25 protein-coding genes are annotated in these 25,832 nt (G+C 45.5%); 10 read left to right on the top strand and 15 right to left on the bottom strand.

The genetic code is table 11. From position 1 onward, the window contains the following. Positions 1 to 5 precede the first annotated feature (5 nt). The 3 genes from QN395_RS16560 to QN395_RS16550 form a co-directional block, all read right to left on the bottom strand. On the bottom strand, positions 6 to 674 hold the full coding sequence (locus QN395_RS16560) for a hypothetical protein (RefSeq protein WP_322121442.1): 669 nt from the start codon (positions 672 to 674) through the stop codon (positions 6 to 8). A gap of 58 nt (positions 675 to 732) precedes the next feature. Further along, positions 733 to 1,293 carry a lytic transglycosylase domain-containing protein gene (locus QN395_RS16555; protein WP_322121701.1) on the bottom strand — a complete coding sequence of 187 codons (561 nt, stop codon included), beginning with the start codon at positions 1,291 to 1,293 and terminating at the stop codon, positions 733 to 735. 165 nt (positions 1,294 to 1,458) lie between these two features. After that, on the bottom strand, positions 1,459 to 3,195 hold the full coding sequence (locus tag QN395_RS16550; protein WP_322121441.1) for a proline--tRNA ligase: 1,737 nt from the start codon (positions 3,193 to 3,195) through the stop codon (positions 1,459 to 1,461). Between the two features lie 328 nt (positions 3,196 to 3,523). On the opposite strand from QN395_RS16550, the gene QN395_RS16545 reads away from it, so the two are divergent. Then, positions 3,524 to 4,153, top strand: coding sequence for an RNA pyrophosphohydrolase (locus QN395_RS16545; RefSeq protein WP_416200140.1), 630 nt, complete (start codon positions 3,524 to 3,526; stop codon positions 4,151 to 4,153). Positions 4,154 to 4,173: 20 nt separating this feature from the next. Beyond that, entirely contained in the window at positions 4,174 to 4,719 is a 546-nt protein-coding gene (locus QN395_RS16540; protein ID WP_322121440.1) for a CNP1-like family protein, read from the top strand. 488 nt (positions 4,720 to 5,207) lie between these two features. On the opposite strand, the gene proB is transcribed toward QN395_RS16540, so the two are convergent. The 4 genes from proB to rplU all read right to left on the bottom strand — a co-directional run bounded on the left by proB (position 5,208) and on the right by rplU (position 8,458). After that, on the bottom strand, positions 5,208 to 6,326 hold the full coding sequence (gene proB / locus QN395_RS16535; protein ID WP_322121439.1) for a glutamate 5-kinase: 1,119 nt from the start codon (positions 6,324 to 6,326) through the stop codon (positions 5,208 to 5,210). A 102-nt stretch (positions 6,327 to 6,428) separates the two neighbouring features. Further along, positions 6,429 to 7,538, bottom strand: a complete 1,110-nt coding sequence (gene obgE, locus QN395_RS16530; RefSeq protein ID WP_322121438.1) for a GTPase ObgE — start codon at positions 7,536 to 7,538, stop codon at positions 6,429 to 6,431. 313 nt (positions 7,539 to 7,851) lie between these two features. Further along, positions 7,852 to 8,109 (bottom strand): 50S ribosomal protein L27, encoded by a 258-nt coding sequence (gene rpmA, locus QN395_RS16525; RefSeq protein WP_322121437.1) that lies wholly within the window; start codon positions 8,107 to 8,109, stop codon positions 7,852 to 7,854. A gap of 37 nt (positions 8,110 to 8,146) precedes the next feature. After that, a complete protein-coding gene (gene rplU, locus QN395_RS16520; RefSeq protein WP_262835192.1) occupies positions 8,147 to 8,458 on the bottom strand; it encodes a 50S ribosomal protein L21 in 312 nt (103 codons plus the stop codon). Positions 8,459 to 8,823: 365 nt separating this feature from the next. On the opposite strand from rplU, the gene ispB reads away from it, so the two are divergent. The 7 genes from ispB (at position 8,824) to yacG (ending at position 15,578) form a co-directional block, all read left to right on the top strand. Further along, the gene (gene ispB / locus QN395_RS16515; protein ID WP_416200170.1) at positions 8,824 to 9,753 is read left to right on the top strand and encodes an octaprenyl diphosphate synthase; all 930 of its coding nucleotides are present in this window, start codon (positions 8,824 to 8,826) and stop codon (positions 9,751 to 9,753) included. A gap of 196 nt (positions 9,754 to 9,949) precedes the next feature. Continuing rightward, on the top strand, positions 9,950 to 11,677 hold the full coding sequence (pilB, locus tag QN395_RS16510; protein ID WP_322121435.1) for a type IV-A pilus assembly ATPase PilB: 1,728 nt from the start codon (positions 9,950 to 9,952) through the stop codon (positions 11,675 to 11,677). Positions 11,678 to 11,689: 12 nt separating this feature from the next. Continuing rightward, entirely contained in the window at positions 11,690 to 12,922 is a 1,233-nt protein-coding gene (locus QN395_RS16505; RefSeq protein ID WP_323491840.1) for a type II secretion system F family protein, read from the top strand. Beyond that, positions 12,922 to 13,788, top strand: coding sequence for an A24 family peptidase (locus tag QN395_RS16500; protein ID WP_322121433.1), 867 nt, complete (start codon positions 12,922 to 12,924; stop codon positions 13,786 to 13,788). Before QN395_RS16505 ends, QN395_RS16500 begins: the two co-directional genes overlap by 1 nt. Continuing rightward, positions 13,788 to 14,429, top strand: a complete 642-nt coding sequence (coaE, locus tag QN395_RS16495; RefSeq protein WP_322121432.1) for a dephospho-CoA kinase — start codon at positions 13,788 to 13,790, stop codon at positions 14,427 to 14,429. The genes QN395_RS16500 and coaE overlap by 1 nt, the downstream gene beginning before the upstream one ends. 92 nt (positions 14,430 to 14,521) lie before the next feature. Beyond that, complete coding sequence (gene zapD, locus QN395_RS16490; protein ID WP_322121431.1) at positions 14,522 to 15,277, top strand: cell division protein ZapD; 756 nt, start codon at positions 14,522 to 14,524, stop codon at positions 15,275 to 15,277. A 109-nt stretch (positions 15,278 to 15,386) separates the two neighbouring features. Continuing rightward, a complete protein-coding gene (yacG, locus tag QN395_RS16485; RefSeq protein ID WP_322121430.1) occupies positions 15,387 to 15,578 on the top strand; it encodes a DNA gyrase inhibitor YacG in 192 nt (63 codons plus the stop codon). A gap of 63 nt (positions 15,579 to 15,641) precedes the next feature. On the opposite strand, the gene QN395_RS16480 is transcribed toward yacG, so the two are convergent. From QN395_RS16480 to argJ, 7 genes are all read right to left on the bottom strand, one after another. Continuing rightward, on the bottom strand, positions 15,642 to 17,246 hold the full coding sequence (locus QN395_RS16480) for a sigma-54-dependent transcriptional regulator (RefSeq protein WP_322121429.1): 1,605 nt from the start codon (positions 17,244 to 17,246) through the stop codon (positions 15,642 to 15,644). Between the two features lie 20 nt (positions 17,247 to 17,266). Next, positions 17,267 to 17,902, bottom strand: a complete 636-nt coding sequence (locus QN395_RS16475; RefSeq protein WP_322121428.1) for a hypothetical protein — start codon at positions 17,900 to 17,902, stop codon at positions 17,267 to 17,269. Next, positions 17,899 to 19,194, bottom strand: coding sequence for a D-amino acid dehydrogenase (locus tag QN395_RS16470; protein WP_322121427.1), 1,296 nt, complete (start codon positions 19,192 to 19,194; stop codon positions 17,899 to 17,901). The genes QN395_RS16475 and QN395_RS16470 overlap by 4 nt, the downstream gene beginning before the upstream one ends. Then, the gene (alr, locus tag QN395_RS16465; RefSeq protein ID WP_323491841.1) at positions 19,191 to 20,465 is read right to left on the bottom strand and encodes an alanine racemase; all 1,275 of its coding nucleotides are present in this window, start codon (positions 20,463 to 20,465) and stop codon (positions 19,191 to 19,193) included. The genes QN395_RS16470 and alr overlap by 4 nt, the downstream gene beginning before the upstream one ends. A gap of 481 nt (positions 20,466 to 20,946) precedes the next feature. Beyond that, positions 20,947 to 21,363 (bottom strand): NUDIX domain-containing protein, encoded by a 417-nt coding sequence (locus tag QN395_RS16460; RefSeq protein ID WP_322121425.1) that lies wholly within the window; start codon positions 21,361 to 21,363, stop codon positions 20,947 to 20,949. A 227-nt stretch (positions 21,364 to 21,590) separates the two neighbouring features. Beyond that, positions 21,591 to 22,466 carry an ATP-binding protein gene (locus QN395_RS16455; RefSeq protein ID WP_323491842.1) on the bottom strand — a complete coding sequence of 292 codons (876 nt, stop codon included), beginning with the start codon at positions 22,464 to 22,466 and terminating at the stop codon, positions 21,591 to 21,593. Between the two features lie 112 nt (positions 22,467 to 22,578). After that, positions 22,579 to 23,817 carry a bifunctional glutamate N-acetyltransferase/amino-acid acetyltransferase ArgJ gene (gene argJ / locus QN395_RS16450; protein ID WP_322121423.1) on the bottom strand — a complete coding sequence of 413 codons (1,239 nt, stop codon included), beginning with the start codon at positions 23,815 to 23,817 and terminating at the stop codon, positions 22,579 to 22,581. A gap of 261 nt (positions 23,818 to 24,078) precedes the next feature. Here argJ and QN395_RS16445 point away from each other — a divergent pair, with 261 nt between their 5' ends. Next, complete coding sequence (locus QN395_RS16445; RefSeq protein WP_322121422.1) at positions 24,079 to 24,570, top strand: hypothetical protein; 492 nt, start codon at positions 24,079 to 24,081, stop codon at positions 24,568 to 24,570. Positions 24,571 to 24,648: 78 nt separating this feature from the next. Here QN395_RS16445 and QN395_RS16440 read toward each other — a convergent pair whose 3' ends face one another. Continuing rightward, positions 24,649 to 25,116, bottom strand: coding sequence for a hypothetical protein (locus tag QN395_RS16440; RefSeq protein WP_323491843.1), 468 nt, complete (start codon positions 25,114 to 25,116; stop codon positions 24,649 to 24,651). Between the last annotated feature and the right edge of the window lie 716 nt (positions 25,117 to 25,832).

Here is a 25,832-nt window from a genome sequence, read left to right as displayed (position 1 = left end):
CTCCTTTATAAATTACCGCAATTAACCACTCTGGAAACTTCTCGCGCAATGATTGTGCTGCCACCGGCTGCGTTAGCGGCGATCACACAATAGGTACCGCTGGGTGTAATCATTTTGGTGATACGAGTACCGTCTGGCATCACAAAATTCTGTGCGGAGGTGTCTCGCGGTCTCGCTGCCGCTGCCACATTATTTGCAAAAGCAATGAAAGAAGATGCGGCGGGCCTGGCAGGGAATTGGGTGGGACGTTGCTCTGCTAACAGATCCTTACTGATCCTACGTACATCTAAATTAAGCTTAGTCTCTGAGCTGATCGCCGGATTAGTAGTCGACGTAATCGGCGCAATCGGCGTATTCGCCAGACTTTCGTCTGTGATCGGTATAGAAATATTTTGCGATGCTGATGGCTTCGCTAAATCTTTTTTAGATGGATTATTTTTTGGGTCAATCGGTAATATCGGCTTAATCTGGCGGGAATTCGCTACCGGTGGTAGTTGATTTAAGGGCGGAAGAGATGTGGGCTGGAGCAGTAATTGAATTACCAGCTCCGTCAATGCTGGCTTTTTTTCATGCCGTGGTTCTGCTTTTGGCCACAAAAAGAGAAAGGCAATATGCACTCCGATAATGACTAAAAACCACGTCCAGCGTACCGGATTTTTTTCATTTAAACGCAATGCTTCACCTTTTTTTAGTCCATTTTTATTCCAGCTCCATACTTGTCTGACTTCTTTTTTAGTTTTTAGTTGCGTCTTTTTTGTACTCCCAATTCTTCCAATTAGCTAATACCGCATTCGGATATTCCGGGCGTCCACGGCTACCGTTATAGCGCCCTAAAGCAAGATATAAATTGCCTGCTTCCATATCAATATACAAGCGGAGAATCGAGCAACCATAGCGTAGATTGGTTTGCATCTGGAATAGCTTTTGTGCGTCACCGTCACCAATCGTCTTCGACCAAAACGGCATGACCTGCATAAAGCCGCGGGCGCCGACCACCGATGTCGCGTATTTACGAAAAGCGGATTCGACCTGGATCAGTCCTAACACCATCGCCGGTTCTAGCCCTGCTCGTTTGGATTCGTACCATATCGCTTCCAGCAATTCTTGCCTTGTCTTCGCGTCAGGAATCCTGCGCTTAAGGCGGTCGGACATCTCGCCCAACCACAGCAAATAATCGATGCGCTCATTGATATTGTCGAAACTGGGTTTGGGCGGGCGCGAATCGGTAACGGCTTTGGACAAAGCCAGCCGTACCGAATCTGCCATCGCTTCTTCTTTCTGATTACCAGCCATTGCCGGACCGGCAACCAGAAAAGCACACAGACCAAACGCACTAAGCAAGCGACTCAAGAAACCAGATTTTCTATGAAAATTACCGATTTTTACAGGAGTATCATTAAAAACTGGCTTATTAAGCAGGAAAGATATGGACCTTATAAAATACTCCATCCTAATATCTTATTTCCCTTGAATCTTAGATTGGATAAACGCAAGCATCTCGGCAACAGGTAATTCGATCGCCTCTGCATCCCGACGACCTTTATATTCCAGCTTGCCTTCTTTCAGACCACGGTCACCAATCACGACACGGAGCGGCACGCCGATCAACTCCCAATCAGCGAACATCGCACCCGGGCGCTCGCCGCGGTCATCAAACATAACATCAACGCCTGCATCCAGCAAAGCTTGGTATAGCTTTTCTGCTTCTGCTTTGACGGCTTCACTTTTATCCATACCCATCGGGCAAAGTACGACTTCAAAAGGTGCCAGTGCCAACGGCCAGACTATGCCTTTTTCATCAAAATTTTGCTCAATCGCTGCACCCAAAATCCGGGTCACGCCGATGCCGTAAGAACCCATTTGTAAAAACTGCGGTTTGCCGTTTTCATCTAAGAAAGTGGCTTTCATATCTTGCGAATAACGCGTACCTAGTTGGAACACATGACCAACTTCAATCCCGCGCTGGATCGCTAATACACCTTTACCATCTGGAGAGGGGTCGCCAGCAACTACGTTACGCAAATCCGCGACCAAAGACTCTGACAAATCACGTTCCCAATTCACGCCGGTGTAATGGAAGTCTTCTTCATTCGCGCCACACACAAAATCCCCCATCATGGCGACGGTACGATCTGCCACAATGTTGACGGGTAATTTAGTGTTGATAGGTCCGAGATAGCCTGGCTTGGTTCCGAAATGCTCCACAATTTCATCTTCTGTGGCAAAGCGATAATTGGCTAAACCGGCGACTTTATTAGCTTTGATTTCATTCAAATCATGATCGCCGCGCAATAATAAGAGCCAGACTTGTTTAGTGATTTTTTCTTTTTCTTCTGTCTCGACTGTCAGCACAATCGATTTAACTGTGCGCTCCAGCGGGATATTCAACAGAGCTGCTACGTCTTCACACTTGGCCTTGCCTGGTGTCGCCGTTTTAGTCAGGACTTGTGTTGCAGCCTGACGTTGCGAGAACAAAGATACGGCCTCGGCAGCTTCCATATTCGCTGCGTAATCGGAGGTCGGGCAATACACCAAAGCATCTTCGCCGGTCTCTGCAATAACGTGAAATTCATGCGAGCCAGAGCCGCCAATCGCGCCGTTATCCGCAGCCACGGCGCGGAACTCTAAGCCAAAGCGGTTGAATACTCTGACATAAGCGTCATACATCGCTTGATAGGATTTTTTCATGCCTTCGACATCACGATCAAAAGAGTAGGCGTCTTTCATCGTAAATTCACGACCACGCATCAAACCAAAACGGGGGCGACGTTCATCACGAAACTTGGTTTGGATATGATAAAAATTCAGCGGCAGCTGGCGATAGGATTTGATGTCAGCGCGGGCAACGTCCGTCATTACTTCCTCCGACGTTGGCTGGATTACGAAGTCACGACCGTGCCGGTCTTTGACGCGCATCAGCTCCGGCCCCATTTTGTCCCAACGGCCAGTCTCTTGCCACAGCTCTGCAGGTTGCACCACGGGCATTAACATTTCAATCGCACCGGCACGATTCATCTCTTCGCGGACGATCGCTTCGACTTTGCGGATCACACGCAAACCCATCGGCATATAGTTATAAATACCGGAACCAAGACGTTTAATCATCCCGGCACGCATCATCAGTTTATGGCTGACGATTTCAGCATCGGCAGGAGCTTCTTTTAAAGTGGAAATAAAAAATCGTGTAGCGCGCATGACAATGATTCTTTTCAAAAATTGAGGGTTATAATCGACTCAATTTTAAAGGATTAGCTGACTAATGCGCCCACTGTTTACCAATTTGATGATGGAAAAACGCTTGATAGGTGCGAAATAAACCTGAAATCAGCGTTAGATCGATATGACATCGACGTGATATCGACAGAGTGACGACTTGAAGTGAAAAAAATGACGTTTTTATAAAATCAAAACGGCCAATTTTTTCTGTGTATTTACAAGCACTTTGTTGATTGGTGTCATAACAATTCCAATGACAAATTGGGGTAACAGAACGTTTAGTGGCAGAAAGTTTCGAGGTAAGATCATGCTAGATCGTGAAGGCTTCCGGCCTAACGTAGGCATTATATTGCTCAACGCCAACAACGAAGTTTGGTGGGGCAAACGGGTGCGAGAGCACTCCTGGCAGTTTCCGCAAGGCGGTATCAAATACGGAGAATCACCCGAGCAAGCGATGTTTCGCGAGCTGGAAGAAGAGACCGGTTTGTTGCCTGAGCATGTCAAAGTCATCGGTCGCACCCGCGACTGGCTGCGCTATGAGGTGCCCGATCATTTCATCAAACGTGAAATCCGTGGACATTACCGTGGGCAAAAACAAATATGGTTTTTGCTACGGATGCTGGGGCGCGATTGTGACGTTAATCTGCGTGCCAGCAATCATCCTGAGTTTGATGCCTGGCGCTGGCACGAGTATTGGGTGCCGCTGGACGTAGTGATTGAATTTAAACGGGGTGTTTATCAATTGGCTCTGCAGGAATTGTCGCGCTTTGTCCATCGTACTGAGCGCTTGGGAACTGCGCGCCAGGCTAATGGTCCCGCCAAGCTACAAGCCGGGTTAGATACCGTTTCAGACGCAGACAAAAGTGAGATCGAAATCGAGATCAAGATCGCTCCGGCAATAGTAGAGCTACCTGCTGCGCAAGATAAACCTGAGTGACTATGATGATGGCGCAAAAGATGACACAAACAACGACGCGAAAAATAACTTCACGCACTATGATCAAAAACTCGATGTTAGGTTTGATATTGATGGCTAGCTTGCTTGCACCTTTGCATGCGCAACCCATGGACGACGAGGATGCGGAGAAGGAGTGGAAAGAAGTTGCCTTGCAACTTCCTGAAGCGCCTCAGGCCACGAATCTGCTGCCGTTTTATAACAGTGATAATCAGGCATTTTCTGTCGATGCTAAATCGCTGACGATTACTAGCGATGGGATCGTCAGGTACACACTGGTATCGATCAGCAGTTCTGGTGCGAAGAATGTCAGTTACGAGGGAATTCGCTGCAGCACATACGAGAAAAAACTGTACGCATTCGGGCGCGCAGATGGCAGTTGGTCACGTTCTCGCCGCAATCAGTGGGATAGCATTCAAGCATTAGCAGCGAACAAACAACATTCGACTTTATTCACGGATTATTTTTGCGAGGGCAATACCATCGCAGGAAAAGCACCGGCAATGCTAGAACGGCTGAAAAAACGGCAACCACTGAAACCGCTTTAACTCCTTGAAGTCAACTTTGCAGTGGCTTTGTAGCCGCAACGGATAACCATTAATTACATACAGCTCTAGCATTTTTTGAGATGACGATAATCAGAACAATTAAATATACTCATCAGTAGTATATTTAATTGCCCAGAGAATCATTGGACAATAGAGCAATTTTTAACAAAATGAGGGGGAGTATATTAATACGCCCCCTCATTTTTTTCATTTCATTTTAAGTATCCGAAGAAATAGCGCCAGCAACCTACTAACATCCACATCTTCGTTTTACTTGATTCGCTTTCAGCTGAAACCAGATTAAACCGAGATTTTCCATTAGGATTTGAGTTGATGACGGATGGACTTTTCGAGGCAGTTTTGATGTGAGTTTGTCGTAAATAAGGCGCTCATCACCAGCCATGAGCAACGAAGAACGCCAAAAATGACCGAAAATGCGCCGCCAGCATTCAGATAGCACCTCTGGTGCGCCTAATGGAAAATCTTGGTTAAAGCAACACCATGTTGTCTCTATGGATCAATTCTGGCTCTTCCACAAAGCCAAGAATTTGTGCAATCTCGGTGGACGGGTGGCGCTTAATCCGGCGCGCTTCTGTGCTGGTGTAATTGCTGAGTCCGCGGGCAATTGCCTGCCCTGCTTCGTTATAACAAGTGACTACGGCACCTCGACCAAACTCACCTTTGACATCCAACACGCCGATAGGCAACAAAGATTTACCTTCGCGGCTCAATTTTTGAACTGCGCCAGCGTCTAATATCAATTGTCCGGCGGTTTGCAAATGATCTGCCATCCATTGCTTACGCGCTGCCAACGGTGCCATCTGAGAAATTAATTGCGTACCAATCGCCTCGCCCTGTGCCAGACGAATCAGAACATTCTCTTCACGTCCCCAGGCAATCACCGTATGCGCACCAGAACTAGCGCCGCGTTTGGCTGCCAGGATTTTAGTCAGCATACCGCCGCTTCCTAAGCTGGAACCAGCGCCGCCAGCCATGGCCTCCAATGCGGGATCGCCCGCTTTAGCTTCATGCACAAATTGCGCATCGGGATGTTTGCGCGGATCGGCAGTGTACAAACCTTTTTGATCTGTCAGAATAATCAGCGCGTCACCTTCAATCAAATTCGCTACCAATGCGCCCAAAGTGTCGTTGTCACCAAACTTGATTTCATCAGTGACGACCGTATCGTTTTCATTAATGATCGAGACGATGCCAAAACGCAGCAGCGTAAATAAGGTAGAGCGCGCATTCAGATAACGTTCGCGGTCCGCCAAGTCGGCGTGGGTCAGCAGAATCTGAGCGGTGCCTATACCATGTGCGCGAAAACTACTTTCATAAATTTGCGCGAGCCCCATCTGGCCGACTGCGGCACAGGCTTGTAATTCGTGAATGCCGGTCGGGCGCTTATCAAATCCTAGGCGCTGACGACCTTCAGCAATCGCACCGGAACTAACCAGCACAACCTCTTTGCCCATCTGTCGCAATTCTGCAATTTGCGCGGCCCACTTTTGTATCGCTTGATGGTCTAGCCCCTTACCATCGTTGGTCACTAGAGAAGAACCAACTTTGATGATAAGCCGCTTGGCTTGCTGGATGACAGAATGCATAGGTGTGCGCTACGAACAAAACTGTATGTGGAACGTCGCTGCGAGTGCAGCGACGACGGGGAATGAAGCTCAGCTAAAATTCAGTTGAAGTTCAGTTGAAACTCAATCAAGCACTTTAAAGCGAGGATCGTCAGGATCGATCGACAAAATGCCTTGCGCTTCTTCTTTCATCTGAGTCTCTTGCGAACGCTGTTCTTGCATGCGTTTTTCAGCAAGATAGGCGTAAATTTCAGTGACTAAATCTTCACAGCCTTCACGATTTAAGGCGGAAATCTCAAATACCGGACCTTTCCAGCCAAAACGTTTTACGAAGTCTTTGACTTTCTTTTTACGCTCTTCTTCGTTCAGCATATCGAGCTTATTCAACACTAACCAGCGCGGCTTCTCGTATAAAGATTCGTCGTATTTACGCAGTTCTTTGATCAACGCTTTTGCATCTTTGACCGGATCAACGCTATCATCAAATGGTGCCAGATCAACTATATGCAGTAGCAAACCAGTACGTTGTAAATGCTTTAAAAATTGGATACCCAGGCCAGCGCCATCCGCAGCGCCTTCGATCAAACCAGGGATGTCGGCAATCACAAAACTTTTTTCGTGGCTGACACGAACCATACCCAAATTAGGATGCAATGTCGTGAACGGATAATCAGCGATCTTAGGCCGTGCGTTCGATACTGCAGTAATAAACGTAGATTTACCGGCATTTGGCAAGCCGAGCAAACCAACGTCAGCCAGCACTTTCAGCTCTAAACGTAATTCACGACGTTCTCCTTCTTTGCCGTCACCACGTTGACGTGGCGCACGATTGGTAGATGATTTAAAGTGAATATTCCCCCATCCACCCTCGCCACCTTTGACCAATACAACTTGCTGCTCATGCTCGGTTAAATCAGCAATCAATTCGTCCGTATTTCGATCAATAATCAAGGTACCGACTGGCATACGTAGCAAAATATCGTCTGCACCTTTACCATAGCAATCTGCACCACGACCGTTTTCCCCATCGCGCGCTTTGTGTAATTTTGCGTAGCGAAAATCAACTAGCGTATTGATGTTGCGATCAGCTACCGCAATAATGCTGCCGCCCTTACCGCCATCACCGCCATCAGGGCCGCCAAATGGGCGGAATTTTTCACGACAGAAGGAGGCGACACCATTTCCGCCATCACCAGCAATCACTTCAATTCGTGCTTCGTCGATAAATTTCATTTGTTTCACCTATAAATTCGGCGCGCTTCGTTATAAATTAATTATTAATTCAATATCAATAGCGAATGCGCCTTAATCCTCTACCCTTGTCAAAAAAAGTAGCAGGAACTGTAGCTTGATGCTTAAAACCTGCCATTAAAACAAGCAATGCAAGACCACTTACTAAAAAGAGCTTGTATAAATCTTTGTGTAAACCGTGTTTAAAATACCGACAACAGATTTATACAGGATCTTTTGAAACTAAAAAGGCTCCACCAACGGCAGAGCCTTTTTCGTCAGGCTTACGCCTTATTGTACTGTCTGTAACGAGCTATTACGCTGCTACAACAATCGCGTATTGGTGCTGAGCTGCACCTTTGATTGCAAACTGTACTTTACCGTTGATCAATGCGAACAAAGTATGATCTTTGCCCATACCAACGTTTTCACCCGGGTGAACGCGTGTACCGCGTTGACGAATGATGATACCGCCAGCATTGATAGTTTGGCCGCCGTAAACTTTAACGCCTAAGCGTTTTGACTCTGAGTCACGACCATTTCGCGTGGTGCCGCCGCCTTTTTTGTGTGCCATTTATTAGCTCCTTGGGTTCTGATTAAATCAAACAGGATTAGCCGTTGATAGAAACGATTTGCAGTTCTGTGTAATTTTGGCGATGGCCTTGACGCTTTTGGTAATGCTTACGACGACGCATTTTGAAAATGCGCACTTTGTCGTGACGACCTTGCGAAATTACCGTAGCCAGCACCGTAGCACCTGCGACCAAGGGAGCACCAAATTTAATGGTGTCACCAGCGCCCAATGCGAGCACTTGATCAATGGTGATTTCGGAGCCAATGTCTGCAGGTATCTGTTCTACTTTAAGTTTTTCACCAGCGACAACTTTGTATTGTTTGCCACCGGTTTTTATGACCGCGTACATGTGAAACCTCATCAAATGATATTAATAATCGATTTTTTATTCCCCGAATAAACCAAAAATTAAGCTTATAAATCGGGAAAACCTCCAATTATACATAGACTTAGCTACGACGTCAAAACTTTCCTCAAATTGTCGCTGAGGCTGATAACCGCGGGCAATTCTTACAAATCAACGTCCAAATTAGAGCCTGCGTCAGCAAGTCGTTGCGGGAATAAGTCTCGTAGTGTTTCGGCCTGACGCGAAATCATCTTGGCATCGTATAATCTATGCTTATCTTAAGTACTCACACGCATTTTTTAGCAGGTACCGCCTTGTCTGCCACAACATCACGTCAAATAAGTATCACAGAATCCATCGCAACCGACATGACTGCGGTTAATCAGGTGATTCGAAATAAGCTTCACTCCGAAGTACCTTTAGTCAATCAGATTGCTGAATATATTATCAATGCTGGCGGCAAAAGAATACGCCCGGTGTTGGTATTGTTGGTTGCTAACGCCTATCAATATCGAGGCACTCAGCACCACGAACTAGCTGCAATTATTGAATTTATTCATACGGCAACCTTGTTGCACGATGACGTAGTTGATGAATCTTCTTTGCGTCGCGGGCGAAAAACTGCAAATGCCATGTTTGGTAATGCCGCCTCAGTGTTAGTTGGCGACTTCTTGTATTCCCGTGCTTTCCAAATGATGGTTTCAATTAATAGTATGCAAATCATGCAAATCCTGGCGGATGCAACAAATGTGATCGCAGAGGGTGAAGTATTACAGCTACTTAATATGCATGACCCCGATGTAAATGAAGAGCGCTATCTGCAAGTAATTCGCTCAAAAACTGCAAAATTATTTGAAGCAGCCGCACAAGTAGGCGCATTGATTGCTGGCGCAGACCCTATACAAATTGAGGCTGCCGCAGAATATGGCCGCTCCCTTGGAACAGCATTTCAGTTAATTGATGATGTACTGGATTATTCCGGTAACGCGGTTGATATTGGAAAAAACGTAGGCGACGATCTAAGGGAGGGGAAACCAACACTGCCCCTAATTTACTTAATGAAAAATGGTACCGACGAAGAAAAAAAGCTTGTCCGCAGCTGCATAGAACAAGGAGATGAATCCAAATTTGATGTGATACTCGAAGCAATCACTAAATCAGGTGCACTTGACTTTACGCGTGCAAAAGCAATAAAAGCTGCAGATCGTGCGATTCAATCTATCCAGCATCTCCAAGACAGTCAATACAAAGATGCATTATTAGCGCTTTGTAAATTTTCGGTTGATAGAAATCATTAATTTTTATTGATATGAAGATCGCGATATAAATTATTTAGGATGGGTTATTTTAAGCAGTTGTGCTTCTTTATATTTTTTTAGGCAAAATGCATCAAACAAATGATGTGCGCTCCTTTACAAAAGAGGTGCTTGGTTGCATTATCTTAAAGCAACGATAACATCGATTAATTTGAGCAAGAGCCCTATGTGAGATCTTATGTCAGCAGTTCTACCGAATACGACTCCAGCCTTACCAACCTCAGGACTTGCCAGAGCGCTAATCCAAGGTAATGTTTTGCCAGCATCACAAATAGATGACGTACAAAAAAAATCTCAGTTAGAAAAAAAACCCTTCGTTGACAGCTTACTGCAAAGCGGTCTAATCAACGCGAGAGATCTTGCTGCATTTTGTTCTGAAACATTTGGCTATCCTTTAGTCGATCTGGGCGTTTTTAATGAGGCGACCTTACCCGAAAAAATTGTTGATTCTAAATTGATGCAGACACAACGCATCGTAGCGTTAGCCAAGCGTGGTAATAAAATTTCTTTGGCTGTTTCCGACCCAACCAATGTCTCCGCTCAAGATCAAATTAAATTTCAAACGGGTTTAGGTATAGAAATTGTGGTTGTACAACACGATGCACTGCTTAAACTATTAGAAAAACTGAGTAAAACGTCGGAACAAAGCTTAAGTGATATATCCGGCGATGACTACGATATTGAATTTAAAGAGGAAGACATTAATACTGGCGCTGCTGATGCTCAGGCAGCCGAAGTTGACGATGCGCCAATCGTAAAATTTTTACAAAAAATGTTGATCGATGCGATCAATATGGGCGCCTCCGATTTACATTTTGAACCTTTTGAGAAATTCTATCGTATTCGGTTCAGGGTTGATGGAGAACTTCGTGAGATAGCACAGCCACCGATTGCAATTAAAGACAAGCTAGTTTCACGGATAAAAGTCATTTCTAAATTGGATATTTCTGAAAAGCGCGTTCCCCAAGATGGGCGTATGAAATTAGTTTTATCTGTGTCCAAAGCAATTGATTTTCGAGTGAGTACGCTGCCGACGCTATTTGGCGAAAAAATAGTTATGCGGATTTTGGATGGATCTCAAGCGCAAATGGGTATTGATGCGCTAGGTTACGATCCTGATCAAAAAGAGATTCTGATGAATGCCATACAACGTCCATATGGCATGGTATTAGTTACCGGACCGACAGGCTCAGGTAAAACCGTCTCTTTATATACTTGCCTTAACGTGATTAACAAACCGGGCATCAATATTTCAACCGCTGAAGATCCAGCTGAGATCAACTTACCAGGAGTCAATCAAGTTAATATCAACGACAGAGCGGGCTTAACATTTCCGGTCGCTTTAAAGTCATTCCTTCGACAAGATCCCGATGTCATTATGGTAGGTGAAATTCGTGACCTGGAAACTGCAGATATCGCGATCAAAGCGGCGCAAACTGGCCATATGGTTTTCTCAACCTTGCATACCAATGATGCCCCCTCTACCCTGACTCGTCTCATGAACATGGGCGTAGCACCGTTTAATATTGCATCTTCAGTCATTTTGATAACTGCGCAGAGATTAGCTAGACGTCTTTGCACCTGTAAAAAGCCTGCCGATGTATTAGACGAAGTTCTTCTTCAGGCTGGATTTAAAGATGAGGAGCTAGACGGAACTTGGAAACCTTACCATCCTGTAGGTTGTGAACGCTGCAGCGGTAGTGGCTACAAAGGACGAGTAGGCATTTATCAGATAATGCCAATTACTGAAGCAATTGAACGTATTATTCTTTCAAACGGCACATCGTTAGAAATTGAAAAACAATCCGAAAAAGAAGGTGTAAGAAGTCTTAGAAAATCTGGATTACAAAAAGTTAAGCAAGGACTCACAAGCTTGGAAGAAGTCCTAGGCTGTACCAACGAATAATGGGATAGCAATATGGCTACCACACCAAAAACAGCACCAAAAGCTCCGCAAATTAAAGAATATTTATACGCTTGGGAGGGCAAAGATAAATTTGGCAAAACGGTACGCGGTGAAATACGCGCCGGAGGTGAAGCCATAGTCAACGCAACGTTAAGACGTCAGGGTGTTCTAGTTAGTAAAGTTAAGAAAAAAAGTTATACTTCGGGCAAAAGAGTTACTGATAAAGACATTACCTTATTTACGCGTCAACTGGCAACTATGATGCGAGCAGGCGTTCCTCTATTGCAATCTTTTGATATTGTCGCGAAGGGAAATGAAAATCCATCTGTTTCCAAACTTTTGCAAGATATTAGGGGGGACGTTGAAACCGGAACAAGCCTAAGTCAAGCATTCCGTAAATTTCCCCTGTATTTCGACCCTTTATTTTGCAATCTAGTTGATGCAGGCGAACAAGCAGGTATACTAGAGGATTTGCTGACTAGGCTTGCTATTTACAAAGAAAAAACATTAGCGATTAAGGCTAAGATTAAATCTGCATTAACTTACCCAATAGCAATCTTATCAATTGCATTCATTGTCACCGCTGTAATCATGATTTGGGTTGTACCAGCGTTCAAAGACGTATTTTCAAGCTTTGGAGCCACTCTTCCAGCACCAACTCTTTTTGTTATGGCAATTTCTGATTTTTTCGTAAAAAATTGGTATCTGATATTTGGAGGCATCTTCGGAAGTATCTATTTTTTCTTTCAATCCTGGCAACGCTCGCTTAGCATGCAGCGAACGATGGATAGATTACTGCTACAAGCCCCGGTATTTGGCGCAGTTATTAGAAAAGCAACCATTGCACGCTGGACGCGTACTTTAGCAACTATGTTTGCTGCCGGCGTACCTTTGGTTGAGTCACTAGACTCAGTCGGTGGTGCAGCGGGCAATGCTGTTTATCTCGATGCAACAATTAAAATTCAAACAGAGGTAAGCACAGGTACAAGCCTTACTGTTGCAATGCAAAACTCTAATGTTTTTCCCAATATGGTGACGCAAATGGTTTCTATTGGAGAGGAGTCAGGTGCGTTAGATCAAATGTTGGGTAAAGTTGCTGACTTTTATGAAGAAGAAGTAGATGAAGCTGTTTCATCGCTGTCAAGCCTGATGGAACCAATGATTATGGTAATACTTGGTGTAATAATTGGTGGTCTAGTCGTTGCAATGTATTTGCCAATTTTCAAATTAGGACAAGTCGTTTAATGTGGGAATTAATTTTCTTTACTACGCCAAACAACTGGATCAGCACTGGTGCGGTAGGTATTATTAGCTTGTTAGTTGGTAGCTTCCTTAATGTTGTAATTCATCGAGTTCCAAAGATGATGCAGCGTGAATCTGACAATTACGTGGCCAGTGAGAAAGGTGAAGTACTGCCTCATACAGATCGCTATAATTTAATGGTACCGCGCTCTGCATGCCCTAATTGCGGACATCAAATTACGGCCGTAGAAAATATCCCCGTCATTAGCTACATAATGATCGGTGGTAAATGCGCAGGTTGCAAAGCACCAATTTCTATCCGTTATCCAATAGTAGAATTACTAACTGCCGCGATATCCGCTTTGTTGGTCTGGCATTTTGGCAGTGGGCTTGCAGGACTGGGAGCAGTGTTATTTGGCTGGCTTCTAATTGCCATGACATTTATAGATGCCGATACTCAATTGTTGCCTGACGATCTAACGCTACCATTGCTTTGGTGCGGTCTTCTAATTAACCTGAATACTACCTTTACACCACTTACTGATGCAGTGATCGGCGCGGTTGCTGGATATTTAAGTCTATGGTCGATCTACTGGTTGTTTAAGCTAGCTACTGGAAAAGATGGCATGGGTTATGGTGATTTCAAACTACTCGCAGCGCTTGGCGCGTGGATGGGTTGGAGCATGCTACCAGTGATTGTGTTGCTCTCCTCGGCCGTCGGTGCTGTAGTTGGTATTAGCATGATCGTTTTTAAAAAAATGGGTAGAAATAATCCCATTCCATTCGGCCCTTATTTGGCAGGGGCGGGTTTAATTGCGCTAATTTGGGGGAAAACGCTGTCTCAACACTATTTGGGATTACTAGGCTAATGCATGCAATAAGCGCCTTTAGTTTAGGACTTACTGGGGGTATTGGAAGTGGTAAAACTACTATTGCCAATATGTTCGCAGAGCTTGGCGCAAGTCTGGTTGATACCGACCTAATCGCCCATGAACTTACTGCAGCCAATGGAATAGCTATTAAACCAATCCAAAATGAATTTGGTGCAGAATTTATTCAACCTGATGGAGCAATGGATCGAGCAAAAATGCGCGAATGCGTATTTGCCGATCCAGCAAAGAAATTACAACTTGAGAATATTCTTCACCCGTTAATACGTCAAGAAACAAATCGAGCGGCAAAAAACGTAAATGGCGCTTACACTATATTTGTTGTTCCCCTATTGGTCGAATCTAGCAATTGGAGACAAAAAGTCAGCCGAATATTAGTAGTCGACTGCCAAGAAGAAACTCAAATTAGCCGTGTTATGGCAAGAAATGGATTGAGTCAAGAGCAAGTACTAGCCATCATGCACGCTCAAGTCAGTCGAGAACAAAGACTTGAAGCCGCCGACGATATTATTTTTAATGAGGGCGATTTAACGCAGATTCATAAGCAGGTTATAAAGTTACACAGTCAATATCTGCAATTAGCCAAATCATCCTTGATTAATCTCGAGGAAAATGACTGATAATCCTCATACAACGTTTGTAATTTTAGTCAGCATGGTTCAGAATCATATGGCACTTGCGCGTTGGCACCAATTTAAACAAGGACATTATTTTGATTGTTTACGAATACCCTTTTAACGAGCGTATTCGCACGTTATTGCGGCTAGAAGATCTGTATGAAAAATTCACTTTTTTTCTACATCAGTCTGATCCTATGCAGCATCACGTCGCACTGTCCACCATTTTTGAAATGCTGGAGGTTGCTGGTCGTGCCGACCTTAAGTCTGATTTACTCCAAGAACTAGAACGACAAAAACATACTCTCATCAGCTTCAAATCAAATCCAAATGTACAAGCGGATATGCTGGATCAAATTCTGGATGAAGTTGATCGTGCAAGTAGTGCTCTAATTGCCTCCACAGGTAAGACTGGGCAAAATGTTCGCGATAACGAATGGTTGATGAGTATTCGCGGTCGTACCATTATTCCAGGCGGCGCTTGCGAATTTGATCTCCCTAGCTATCATGCCTGGCAAAAAAATACCTCTGAAAAACGCTTTTCCGATATCTCTAACTGGTTTGCACCTATAGCTCCTCTATTTGATGCGATCAATATTGTGCTGAGGTTATTACGTGAGTCTGGCGTAACTACAAAAGTGATTGCACAAACAGGCAGTTATCAGCAAATGCTACAAGGGAAAATTTATCAGCTGTTACGCGTCACTTTAGTACAAGATATGGGCGCTATTCCAGAAATTTCTGCTAATAAATATATGCTTTGGATACGCTTTATGTCGCAAGATGGAACGATGAAACCTAAGGCATTTGAAAGCGATATTCCATTTGATCTGACACTTTGTAATTTTTAATTTTTTGTTTGCTACGCACTACTCATAAACCTTGAGTTGAGTGCTTATAAAAGTTTTTGTATGGCGATATCGTGCAATGCGCTGATCGTCTTTAGTTGGAATTAATTATATGAGTACAGTTGTAGATTGCCCTACTTGCGGCAAAAAAGTGGTTTGGTCGGAAGCGAGTCCTTACCGGCCTTTTTGCTCTGATCGCTGCAAACAAATTGATTTGGGCGCATGGGCTGAAGAAAAATATACAATCCCTGCAGTCAACTTACCAGAAGAGCCTGACGAAGATTTATCACAATCAAGTCATTAACTCTCATTAAATCTACCTGCTCGCTCTTGATTGCCATTCAAAAATCAATGTTTGGGATAAGTATCAGCGTTTTTGAGGTATGCCGTATTTCCTGAGTTTAGCCGCGATCATTGAGTGTGACGTATCTAATCTGGCAGCAAGTTTGCGGCTAGATGGATATTGTGAGTAGAGCTTTTCTAGCAAGGCTGATTCAAACTCTCTAACGGACAGCTCCCAGCTTTCGGCAGCATCAATATGAACCTCGTCTGCCGTGATACTACCCTCAGCCCAATCTAAATCTGCTGCGTCTAATACACGCTGATCAGACATAGTGATCGCTCTAAAAACCACATTCTGAAGCTGGCGGACATTACCAGGCCAACGATTAGACAACAACGCGGCGCAAGCGGCCGAGTTCAAACGACACACGGGCTTTTGCGCCTGAGTGCAGGCGCGTTCAATAAAATGCCGGGCTAATTGCAAAATATCGTCTGGTCTTTCGCGTAAGGCTGGCATTTCTAAATGAAGTACGTTCAGCCGATAAAACAGATCTTCACGGAATAAGCCTTCATGTACCATCTTGCGCAAATTACGGTGGGTGGCGCTGATAATGCGAACGTTAACCTTAACCTCTTTATCACCACCAATGCGACGAAACTTGCCGTCATTCAGGAAGCGCAATAACTTCGCTTGCAAGTAGAGCGACATTTCGCCAATCTCATCCAAAAATACGGTACCGCCGTCCGCCATTTCTATCAGGCCTGGTTTACCGCCACGTTGCGCACCGGTGAAGGCGCCGGACATATAACCGAACAATTCACTCTCAGCCAAACTCTCAGGTAAAGCGGCACAGTTCAATTCCAGAAAAGGCGCGTTGCTACGAGCACTGACACCGTGGCAAGCTTGCGCTAATAACTCCTTACCGGTCCCTGTCTCACCGGTAATCAGCAAGGGTGCATCCACGACAGCCACTTTAGCTGCACGTACTTTTAGTGCCTTGATTTGCTCGGACTCACCGATAATGAAATGAAAACCGCTACCCTCAGAATGCTGTAGCGCATGTAACCGCCCTCCCATACGCTTTGGGGCGTGCAAAGTCAGTACGGCACCCACAGTCTGACCATTGGGTTTTATATTAATTGGACTGGTTGTCTGGCTGATTGTTAGACTGGATATTTGTGGATTTGACAAAGTCTCAGAGACGGGTGTTACGTCCATCCAAAACGGCTCGCCATTGAGAATGACTTCTCGACTTGGTACATGAAAAGAATGGGTAATCAATTCATGCTCGACCAAAGGATCTTCCAGCAGATCACGTAGATTTTTCTGACAAAGAATGTCTTCCGTCATACCAGACACGGCAGCGGCGGCGGCATTAGCAATGACAACTTTGCCATTAGCGTCAATAGCAAGTACGGGATCTTCCATCACCGCCATCACAGTATCTAAGTTGAGACGACGGCGCTTACCAGGCAAAATATCCAGAACGTTAATCTTACCGACACCACGCACTTGGTCACAGTCTTGCTGCAGAGATGGCAGCATGAACTCTAGCAACTCTGGACTATCGATATAAATATTCGGCGGATCAACCTCTACGCCAACTACATTCAAACCACGCAGAGCAAACACTGCCAGTATTTCATGCGCAATACCAACTCTGTCTTTAAACTGAATATTAATGCGCATTGGAGCCGATCAAATCATGTTTAATGCGGTTCCGGAATGTAACCACGCGGCCGTGCGTTATGACTGCGGAAGCTGGTAGTCGATGCCAAACCGCGCAAGCGCCCAAGATCAAATTGCTCTAGTTGCTGGAACACCGCACGATTAACCGTCATTTTGACTTGCATCATCAGCAGATCAACACTTTGTTGGTTTGAGCTACGGGGTCTGGTTTGCTTATCACGCTCTGAAGCACGATCCGCTATTTGCTCAGAATCTCCATTAGCCTCAGCATCAATCGCTGCTTGCTCTGCTTTTGCATCGGATTCTATACGTGCTTTTTCTTCTGCTTTAGCGACTGCTTTTTCCTCTGCCAGACAAAAGCAACGATAAATATCGGCCAGCGTAATAATCCCGTTACAAGAGCGGCAATGCCAGGCGTCCTTCTCTTTTACATCGCGTGCGACCAGGCCATCTTTGCTCAGAGTGGACAATATCGAACGTACCAACCTTGGTGTTTTACCGGTAGCCTGCGCTAATGAAGCGACCGTCGCTGTGCGGGGCATTACCATCACAATCTGCGCTAATAATTCAATTGCGATATAAAAACGCATATTTAAAGTCGGGTCAGCAAATATCTCTGTAGTAGAGACCAAATGTTCGCGTTCAATTAAATTCATGCTTGCAACTCCTTAGAGACAATGATGGGACGATTGACGCTGCCATAACGATCCATGTACAAGCCTTCGGTAGAAATTGCCGGGCGTTTGTTGGATACGACATCAGCGATGAAGCGGCCAGAGCCACAAGACATCGTCCAACCTAAGGTGCCATGACCAGTATTAAGATACAAATTACGATAAGGTGTGGGACCAACAATTGGCGTGCCATCTGGCGTCATCGGACGCAGACCAGTCCAGAATTCGGCCTTTTCTACATCGCCGCCATGCGGGAATAAATCGGTAACAGAGTGCACCAGCGTTGCACGGCGATCTTCACGCAGTCGCAAGTCATAACCAGTAATTTCAGCCGTGCCGCCAACGCGGATACGATCTCCCAGTCTCGTAATCGCGACCTTATAGGTTTCATCCATCACGGTGGATTCCGGTGCGCCTGACACATCGGTGATAGGGACAGTGATTGAATAACCTTTGATCGGATAAACAGGGATTTTAATACCCAGCTCACGTAGTAATATTGGCGAATAACTGCCAAGAGCAAGTACATAAGAATCACCCTGAAAAGTACCTGCTGAGGTTTTCACACCAGTGATTTTATCGCCCTCATGCAGCAATTTTTCTATGCTTACGCCGTACTTAAACTGGGCTCCCAAATCCTCAGCCAATTTGGCTAGATTTTGAGTAAATTTAAAGCAATCGCCAGTCTCATCGCCGGGCAAACGCAAAGCACCGATAAACTTCTCTTGCACATGCTTTAAAGCTGGCTCCACTGCCAGACACGCTGCTTTATCCAGTAACTCATACGGCACGCCATAACTTTTTAAAATAGCGATATCTGCTTGCGCTGCCTCCACCTGAGCCTGATTCCGGAACAATTGCAAAGTGCCTTGGGTGCGCTCGTCGTAATGGATACCTGTCTCGGCACGTAATTCTTGCAAAGTGTCACGGCTATATTCTGCCATCCGCAACATACGACCTTTGTTGATTTCGTAGCGCTTGGTTGTGCAATTAAACAGCATCTGGGTTACCCAGCGCCACATATGAGGATCTAAACTAGGACGTATCGCCAGCGGACTGTGTTTCATCATTAGCCATTTAATAGCTTTCATTGGCACACCAGGACCAGCCCACGGTGCCGAATAACCAGGAGAAACCTCACCTGCATTGGCATAACTGGTTTCCAGAGCTGCAGCAGGCTGACGCTCTATGACCGTAACCTCATGCCCCGCCTTCGCCAGATAATAAGCCGATGCCGTACCAATCACACCTGCGCCGAGTATGACTACTTTCATTGTGCTTCTCCCTTAATGGCGTCTGTATTGACAGTGCCGGAATGACTTGTTACTTTATGCTGAGATTTTTGATGCTGTAATTCGGAATCGATAGACAAACTTGAGCTGGAAAATCCAGAAGAAACGGCATCGGTATATTCACGATAATAACGCTGCCCCAGACTGGTCAGGATTTCATAGCCGATCGTGCCAGCCAGTTTGGCAACCATATCGACTGTGTTAGTAGCAGATAGCAGGTCTACCGCTGCACCAGGATATAAACTCTCCGGGGCAATATCGCTGACATCCAGCGTAATCGTATCCATTGACACATTGCCGACCATAGGCGCAGGCTGGCCAGCGATATATGCCACGCCACGGTTGCTCAGGCTACGCATCCAGCCATCGGCATAACCAACGGCCACGGTCGCAATCTTGCGCGGCTGCTGACTGCGATACGTCAGACTGTAGCCAACGCCAGTACCTGCAGGAATATCGCGAATCTGGATGATTTTGCCTTGCAATAAAGCGACTGCCTTCAAAGGATTTGCTTGCCCGGCAACGGGTGCTACGCCATATAAAGCAGCACCGGGACGAGCAAGATTGAAGTGAAAGTCAGAGCCTAAAAAAATACCGGAAGAGTTTGCCAAGCTAGCGGCGCAAGCGGGCAATTGAGCGCGCAGGGTTTTAAAGGTCTGTAATTGCTGCTGATTCATTGGATGCTGCTGATCTTCGGCGCAAGCCAGGTGACTCATCAGGTGACTAATAGCAATGCCTTGGGTTAAGGAGGGATCAGCAATCCAGGCATTGACCTCTTTAGTCGATAAGCCCATGCGCGACATACCTGTATCGACTTGAATAAATGCAAGCAAGGAGGTTTGTTTGGCCTGAGCAAGGCGACGCCATGCGGCGATTTGCTCCAAACTATTTAAAACGGGTGTACAGGCGTGTTCTAAAAATTCAGCCTCATATCCCACTGGCGGCCCGTGCATGACATACAACATGCTGTCTTTTAACAAGTGGGGACGGAGTGCAATTGCCTCATCAAGATGTGCCACAAAAAAATCTCGGCAGCCTTCTTCTTGCAAAGCTAAGGCGACTCTTACAGCGCCCAGACCATAGGCATCTGCTTTAACGGCTGCGCCGCATCGAGCCCGCCCTAGTTTGTTTTGAAGAAAGCGATAGTTATAGCGCAGAGCTTGCAGATTAATTGTCAGCACGGCGCCGGCACGTCCAGCTGCTCCAGAATGTTTTACTGAATATTCCGCTGACTGTTCTGCTATTAGCTGCATCTGCGCATCTCCGTTGTGATCATCACATGGGATTCTTCTTAGCAATCGCCGTGCCACAATATTTTATTGAATCAATTCATGGACTTAGAAAATTTTAATCTGAGTCAACCAATCCGACGTGTATCATTTTCAATACATCTAATAGGGATTAGAACAAATTTAGAGATTTTCTTCTAGTGCATATTGCAATCCATCTGCCGTATTGATTTAAATACAGTGTATCAATTCTAATACGACACAATAGAAAAGACGAGAAAACCTTCAAAAAATCGATTTGAATTTGGATGATTTCAGTATTGGCAATAAGAAACAATACGTGGAATTACTCACTGTAGTGAAATACACACAGGAAAACGGTATAAATCCATAGTTCACCACAACAGAAACGTGCTCATATTCAGATTCAGATTCGGATAAATATGACCGATTAAGGCTTATGTAATGGTGACGGTTTTGTATCAGCTCTACAAATTAAGCTTGATCAGGCTTGGCGGACTACCAACTCTGCCCGCAAAACATCTAACCATTCTAGCAGCGGGATCGTTGCTGGCAATAATGGGGACACAGCCACACTCCCCTGCCAGGCAAATGCCTGATCTTCCAGACTTTGTGGCTCGCCTTGCCAGTCGCGGCTAATATAAAAATGTAGCCGGACATGAGCATGCGGATAAATATGCTCTACTCCGCACCAAGGCTCAGCCGTCTGGATATGCACACCCAATTCCTCGACAAACTCGCGCTTCAGCGCAGCCAGAATATCTTCGCCCGCCTCAACTTTACCGCCTGGGAACTCCCAGTAACCTTCATACGGCTTGCCAGCCGGACGCTGTCCGAGCAAGACGTCACCGTTGGGTTTCATCAAAATACCAACAGCAACATCAATCGGGGGTTTTGTCATAAATGAGCCAATATCAGCAGGACTTACGCAAAATTGTCCCAGCAAGGCGTAGCGACGACGATACTTTAGTACGGCTAGTCGCTGCAACGCAGCTGGGGCGGTTTTGCATAAGTCCTAATCAAATTAAAGAAATAAGGGGAGTATTTTTAATTGTCCAAGTATTATTTGGACGATAGGCAATAAAACACTTGTACTCTACCCCGGTATATAAATACATACCAAAAGAATTAGGCTAACTTGCCTGCGTAATCACGGGCAAATTGCCAGGCGACACGGCCCGAGCGCGATCCCCGTTGCAAAGCCCAGCGCAAAGCATCACCGCGTGCTGCGGTAATTTGCTCGGCGTTACAACCCATGCTGCCCAACCAATGCGCCACGATGTTGAGGTAATCATCTTGCTTAAACGGATAAAACGACACCCACAGGCCAAAGCGCTCGGACAAAGAGATTTTCTCTTCCACCGTCTCACCGGGATGCAGATCACCATCATCACCATGGGTATAACTAGCGTTATCCGACATCTTCTCCGGCAACAAATGGCGCCGATTTGAGGTCGCATAGATCAGCACATTATCAGACTGCGTCGCGATGCTGCCATCGAGTGCAACCTTCAACGCCTTGTAACCTGCTTCGCCGTCTTCAAATGACAGATCATCGCAAAAAATGATAAGGCGCTCTTGACGTTCCGCCACCAGATCGACAATATCCGGCAAATCGGCCAGATCCGATTTATCCACCTCAATCAAACGCAAACCCTGATCGGCAAATTGGTTCAGGCAAGCTTTGATTAAAGACGACTTACCCGTGCCACGCGCGCCTGTTAGCAACACATTATTGGCAGGTTTGCCATTCACGAATTGCAAAGTATTTTGCTCTATCTGATGCTTCTGATTAGCGATGTTATGCAGATCGCTTAAGGCAATATGAGACGCATGACGCACCGCTTGCAAATAGGCTGCGCTACTGCCGCTGCCGCCGCGCTTGCGCCAGCGAAATGCCGTCGCCAAGGAAAAATCTGGCACAGGCATTACAGGTGGTAATAGTGTTTCTAAACGGTTTAATACCTGCTCGGCACGGATTAAAAATTGATCTAATTGAGTCATACAGTCCGGCGAGTTTTAGGGACAAATTTATTGAGAATTTTGGTGCAGCTAATCGCCTGCCTTAAAACCAAGCTTAATAACCAGGATCAAAGACCAGATTTAAAAGCGAGATTTAAGAACGATAGTCAGCATTAATCGATACATAATCATGCGACAAATCGCAAGTCCAGACGGTAGCCTCTGCCGCACCGCGCGCCAGTTTGACGCGAATCGTGATCTCGCTTTGCTGCATCACGCGCTTACCGTCTTCCTCACGATAATCAGGATTGCGCCCGCCGTTTTTAGCAACCCAGACATCATCCAGATACAAGTTGAGTTTGCTAACATCTAAATCCAGCACGCCAGCATAACCAATCGCAGCCAGAATACGGCCAAGGTTGGGGTCCGATGCGAAGAATGCCGTTTTGACCAAAGGAGAATGCGCGATCGAATAGGCAATCTTGCGGCACTCTTCTACATCACGACCTTCTTCTACCGCGATCGTCATAAACTTAGTTGCGCCCTCACCGTCCCGAATAATCATGTGCGCCAGTTTTTGCGACAAGGCGATCACCGCATCCGCCAATAATTTATATTCTGGCGAATCGATCTCTGTGACTTCTACGTCGGCAGCACCAGTAGCGATCAGCATGAAAGAATCATTGGTCGAGGTGTCGCCATCAATCGTAATGCAATTAAACGATTTGTCCGCCGCCTGTTTCACCAGATGATCCAGCACAGGTTGCGCGACCTTCGCATCCAGCGCCAGGTAACCCAGCATTGTCGCCATATTCGGCTTGATCATGCCAGCACCTTTACTGATGCCCGTCATGGTCACAGTCTGACCATTAATTACCACCGTAGCGGATGCAGCTTTTGGCTGAGTGTCGGTCGTCATGATCGCTTCTGCGGCCAGAAACCAGTTGTCTTCTTTCAGATTAGCAAGTGCTTGCGGCAAGCCGGCAATTAATTTATCTACCGGCAACGGCTCCAGAATCACCCCCGTTGAAAACGGCAAAATCTGTGATGCCTCGCACTGCATCAGTTCCGCCAGCGCGGCACAAGTGGCATTAGCCGCAGCCAGACCAGCATCACCCGTCCCGGCATTGGCATTACCCGTATTTACCACCAACGCACGGATGGGACCGGCCGTGATGTGCAGACCTTCCAGATGCGCCTTACATACTTGGACCGGCGCAGCACAAAAACGATTTGTGGTAAACACACCAGAGACGGTGGCAGAAGGTGCCAGTACCATCACCACAATGTCTTTACGATTCGGTTTTTTAATACCTGCCTCGGCATAGCCAAGCTGGATACCCGCAACAGGTTTTAAATCAGCGGCGACAGGGATGGGAGAATTAACGGCCATGAGGTTTCCTAGCAATGAGATCGAGCCGTTATTGTAGGGTATTTTGTTGGGCCGCAAATGAGTTTCTAAACAGGCAAACAAGTAGTTGCATCCTATCCGTATCACTCATCTTAAAGCTCAAAATACGACACTTTTGCCTCAAAAATGAAAGAACAGAGCGCAAAATTTAGGCTATTTCTTCTATGCCATTTTCTCAGGAAATAATCTCATTTATTATCTGCACGGTAACAATTCGTTACTAATAACTAAAAGAAAGATTTCATGTTCAAATTATTGGTGATTACCTCCGCTTTAGTCCTGACTGGCTGCGCATCTGTTTCCGGTGAAAAACTGCAACCAGTTTCTGTCATTACCGTCCAAGATAATAAAGAAGTAGCTGGCATCGGTTGTACTTTGAAAAACGATGCAGGCTCTTGGTTCGTCACATCACCAGCCAGTGTTGTCGTGCATAAAAGCACAGGTGATTTGGCAATTGACTGCAAAAAAGACGACTTAGCTGGTAACACAGCGCTAGTATCAAAATCTAACGGCGCGGTCTGGGGCAATATCTTGCTCGGTGGTGGAATTGGTTACATCGTGGATAGAAACACAGGCGCAGGCTTTGATTACCCATCATCTGTAACGATAATATTGCGCAAAATCGGTGAAGTAGTCGGCGTCCAAACACCTGCGGCAACGACAGCTCCAGTTGCGCCAACAGCATCAGCTAGTCAGACTCCAGCTCAAGCAACTACTGCTACTGTTACTAAATAATTTGTGACTCCGCTCTCAGGGCGGGGTTACCCGCCCCCTGATGACAACGCCGCCAATTGACTACTCGCCAAACGGCAGTTAGTGCCTAGCATTAATCTGTTTGCGGCACTGAACATCCAGCGTCTCGCCACTACCATCCTCCAGCCCTTTGTAAACACCACACGGCCAGACTAAACCACCGTATTGTTCCATGCTCCAATAAGGTGGCTCGGCTGCACAAATCTCGATGTATTTAACTGTCCATCGCTTGTGTTTTTGGTTCAGTACCACCCATAACATTTTGTCTAAATGGGGGTTGCACTCACCATACGTCAAATCCCAATCTAAGCCTTTACCGTCGACGGGAACAATATATCCGACCAAGACTGCCCAATTTCGATCCACATTGAGTTTACTCGCCTTTAAGCGCACTGGTTGACCCGCCTTGGTGCTTGCAACAGAACGAGCGGCATCCAAAATCACCTGCCTGTCGCTACTACTCACATCACGGGCATAGGATGGAAGACTGGTAGTAAGGAAAGCAATGTCCAGAAAAATTTGCTTCATAAAGTGCGGATTTACGATGAGATATTTGAGAAATACCTAATTTTTGTACCAGTCTTACAGCCTGTTTTAAGTCGGCTAATGTATCGCTGGCGATTTTTTTACAGCGCTGTATGCCAAACATCTTTTCAACTACAGACTCAGCAAATTTTCATGAAAGGGATGCTGTATAAATTTTGTCTAATGACGTTGAGAACAGCGGACATGCCATACTTTCTTTACGCTATAGTGCTTTTGAAAAAGGCTTTGAGTAAAACGCAAATTTCGTCTTTTTGATTTTGAAGCAGCAACGAAAATAAAATAATTTTTTATACGACCCTTAATTTACTATTCAAAGGGAGCCTGAAAGCTGTTTTGGGTTGCTTAGAAAGTTCAGACGCCTTTCAATAACATAAGTTGTTGATCGAGCTTATTTTTTCGAATCAAAGTAGTAATTTTTCAGTTTAAATGCTCTAAAATTATTGAAATCGCGATCAAGATCTAGAGTTACGTTCAAGTTTTTACTGGCTAATGTATTTGGATTTAAAAAAGTAAAAGCTGAAAATAAGTACATTACGAAAGCAGTATGCTGGGCTGTGGTCGAATATTCATTATTTATCTGAATAAAGGTATCTCAATACAATATGAGAATTTTTAACTATCTGAGACCTTTGCATGACAGCCTTAATCAGAGCCGTTTCAGCAAAGGTTGAATTTTTAAAAAATAAAATGATGCTTTT

The sequence above is a fragment of the Undibacterium sp. RTI2.2 genome (assembly GCF_035018705.1).
Lineage (GTDB): Bacteria > Pseudomonadota > Gammaproteobacteria > Burkholderiales > Burkholderiaceae_D > Undibacterium.
This window is presented reverse-complemented; position numbering and strand designations above follow the sequence as displayed.